This window comes from Vibrio minamisatsumaniensis (genome assembly GCF_050337445.1).
Classification (GTDB): domain Bacteria; phylum Pseudomonadota; class Gammaproteobacteria; order Enterobacterales; family Vibrionaceae; genus Vibrio; species Vibrio artabrorum.
Genome location: NZ_JAKJSY010000151.1, coordinates 1 through 3,344, shown reverse-complemented (window position 1 = coordinate 3,344; position 3,344 = coordinate 1). Strand labels below are relative to the sequence as shown.

The following is a 3,344-nucleotide window of genomic DNA, read 5'->3' as shown; positions in this document are numbered from 1 at the left end:
AGATATTATTAATTATCATTGCATCATGATATAAATTCACTATTCCTAATTAAAGAGCATGCTCCAATGCAGCTAAGCGCTAATAAGACTGCACAGTTTTTTATTCAAAATGAGTATCATCAGGTTGAGCTTGATGGTCCACGTCTACGGTTATCTTCGGTGGGAAGTGAAGAACGCATCCCGTTTACTATTTGGAGTGGCAAGATCGCGATAAAACGTGGCTTGTTTTGGGGATCGTTGCAGTTCTTTGCTCATCAACAAGATGGGAAGCAACGCTGTTGGTTAGTTCAAGGCCTTCCTTGGGCTCAGTGTCGTCAGTTTGCTCGCTCAGCGGTTGCAGCATACCAAAAATGGCATGACACACAGTGTCAACAGCTGGCTGAACATGTCCCTCAATGGGAAGCCGAACTGACACGTCTAGAGCAACTTCCTGCCTTCTTACCGCATTCTAAGGTCAACGCTTGGGTTGACATGGTTAACTCTGGTTTGGAAAGCATGAACATGAGCTTAGAAGAAGCCGTTCAACGCATGCCAAAGCGTGTCGCGACAATGCAGCAATGGTTATCGGAAACCGAAATCAAGCAAGCGGAACGCAACCTGCAATGGTTAGAGACAGAAAGACAAAACTGGGCGGTATTGTTTGCGCAATGTGAGTCGTCACCATTGAATTTGTCTCAGCAATACGCCGTTTTGATGAACGACGACCATAACCTGATCCTTGCGGGGGCGGGTTCTGGAAAAACAAGCGTATTGACGGCTCGCGTCTCTTATTTATTGCAAAGTCATCAGGCCCAAGCTGAAGAACTGTTATTGCTCGCATTTGGACGTGAAGCCGCTATCGAAATGAAGCAACGTCTCGACAGCAAAATTGGTTTATCAGCCGACAAAGTCGAAGTCAGTACTTTTCATCAGTTAGGTTTAAAAATACTGAATCAAGTCGAAAGTGAACGTGTTGTTATCTCCCCCCTCGCTTTAGATGACAATCAACGCCAAGCATGGTGTATTGATTGGTTGAAAAAGCACTGGATGACACCAACCAACTTCAAGCGCTGGCAAAAGCACCTGTCCAAATGGCCAATCGCCTATTTAACTGGTGATGACGAGCTTGGCAGCCACGTCTCTAACCTTAAATTGATAGGTTGGCTAGAAAAACAACTTGAGCAGTTGAATGCATCGGGCTTATCAAAAAAAGAAGTACAAGAACGGCTCATCGACCATAAAGACTACACACGTTTGAATAGTGAACTTTCACTGTGCTGGCCATGTGTTACCGCTTGGCAAAAAGCACTAAAAGAAGAGAATCATATCGACTTCTCTATCATGATCAGTCGAGCGACTCAATACGTTGAAAAGGGCAAGTTTATCTCTCCTTGGAAATTTATCATGATCGATGAATACCAAGATATCTCTCCTGATCGCCTTGCTCTGGTTGAAGCATTGTGTAACCAGTCGAAAGCCGACCACCAAGCCTCTATCTTTGCAGTAGGTGATGATTGGCAATCTATCTACCAGTTTGCAGGGGCAGATGTTGATTTAACCACGGGGTTTAAATCGCGTTTTAAGAGTTCAACAATTCACCACTTGGATACGACTTACCGATTTAATAATCAGTTAGGTGCTGTTGCGAACCGATTTGTACAGGAAAACCCAATTCAATTGCCCAAAGAACTAAACAGCTTTAAGCAACAGAAACAAAAGGCCGTCTACAGTGCGCCAAGCAAAGAAGTCGAAAAAATCCTCGATCAATTAAACCGACAATCCAAAGGCAAAACCAATAAGTCTGTATTGCTGCTGGGCCGTAATCATTACCACAAGCCAGAATTACTGGAAGAATGGAAAAAAATCTATACCTCAATCGATATCAATTTCATGACTTGTCACGCCAGTAAGGGCAAAGAAGCCGATTTTGTGATTATTCTTTGTGTGGATGAAGGTCAGTTCCCTGCGAAGAAGAAGCAACTGCACATCGATGGTGCATTAACAGAATCGTCAGATGAGTTTCCTTATGCTGAAGAACGACGTTTATTCTATGTCGCCATGACACGCGCGAAAGAGAAAGTATGGGTTACACATAGCGGCGATGGCTCGGGTTTTGTACAAGAGCTTCATGGCTCTGATTATCCAGTGGTCCGTAAAAAGTAATGGTAAGACGGCTTATTTAAAATGAAATTGTCACTCACAGCACACAAGGGGAACACTTATTTACTTTGAAATATTCTTGATAGGGGGCTAACAACGCCATTAGCCCCTCGATCAATGATGTGAGTATAAATTTGTGTCGTTTTTAAATCAGAGTGTCCAAGTTGTTCTTGAACCGTTCTAATATCAGCGCCGCTTTGAAGAAGATGTGTCGCAAATGAATGCCTTAAAGTGTGGCATGAGATATTTTTTTCAATATTCGCTTTCTGAGCCGCTATTTTAATGTGCTTTTGTAGCGCCGTCGGATGAATATGATGTCTACGCAATTCACCTGTTTTTACATCGATAGACAAACGAGGGGATGGAAAGAGAAATTGCCAATTTGAGCTTTTTTCTGCGTTTGGATATTTTTTTGCGAGTGCGTCGGGCATGTGCACACCTGAAAATGCGTCATCATGTATATCTTGCTGGTAATAGTTTACGGACCTCTGTTGCTGCTGTTTAATGCTGGAAAAAAGCTCCGGAGCGATGGTTACCAAGCGGTTTTTGCCCCCCTTTCCTTGCCATACACGTACAGATTTATATTCAAAGTCGATATCTTGTATTCGCAAGCGTACACACTCCATTACACGCAGACCTGATCCATACATTAATTGATACGGCAGCTTGTAGTTGATCGAACAGTGGCTAAAGAGTTGGCTTATTTCTTCTTGAGTCATCACTGTTGGCAATTTTCGAGACTTGTCTGAACGCCGAAATTGCATGTCGAGATCGACCGGTTCTTGGATGATCTCTTTGTATAGAAAAACCAACGCATTGAGCGCAAGGCTTTGTGTTTTCTTTGCTGACTTTTTATTAACAACCAAGTGTGTCAAGAAGTCTTCAACATGTCTCGATGTTAAGCTTTTGGGGTGCTTTTTATCATGATACAAAATATATTGATGAATCCAATATATATAAGATTTTGTTGTACGAAGAGCATAGTGCCTACCAAGCATATACTCTTGTATATAAGATAAAAAAGGTGAATTTTTCATTTCGGCCTTAACTGTTTATACATACATGGTTTGCAGTTTGGCACATTGATTCAGGCTATATGGAAAAATTCATCATTTTGGGATGAAGGCAGTGAGACTTAGTACTTAAGTTGCTGTTATTTTTCATAAATACGGGGTATGGTTAACGTAATTAAGATACTAGATAGA

General features: G+C 42.0%; 2 protein-coding genes. One reads left to right on the top strand and one right to left on the bottom strand.

All coding sequences use genetic code 11. The features are described from left to right. Positions 1–66 precede the first annotated feature (66 nt). Complete coding sequence (helD, locus tag L4B77_RS19675) at positions 67–2,142, top strand: DNA helicase IV (RefSeq protein ID WP_372040942.1); 2,076 nt, start codon at positions 67–69, stop codon at positions 2,140–2,142. Between the two features lie 56 nt (positions 2,143–2,198). Here helD and L4B77_RS19670 read toward each other — a convergent pair whose 3' ends face one another. Further along, positions 2,199–3,176 carry an integron integrase gene (locus tag L4B77_RS19670; RefSeq protein ID WP_429752528.1) on the bottom strand — a complete coding sequence of 326 codons (978 nt, stop codon included), beginning with the start codon at positions 3,174–3,176 and terminating at the stop codon, positions 2,199–2,201. Positions 3,177–3,344 lie beyond the last annotated feature (168 nt).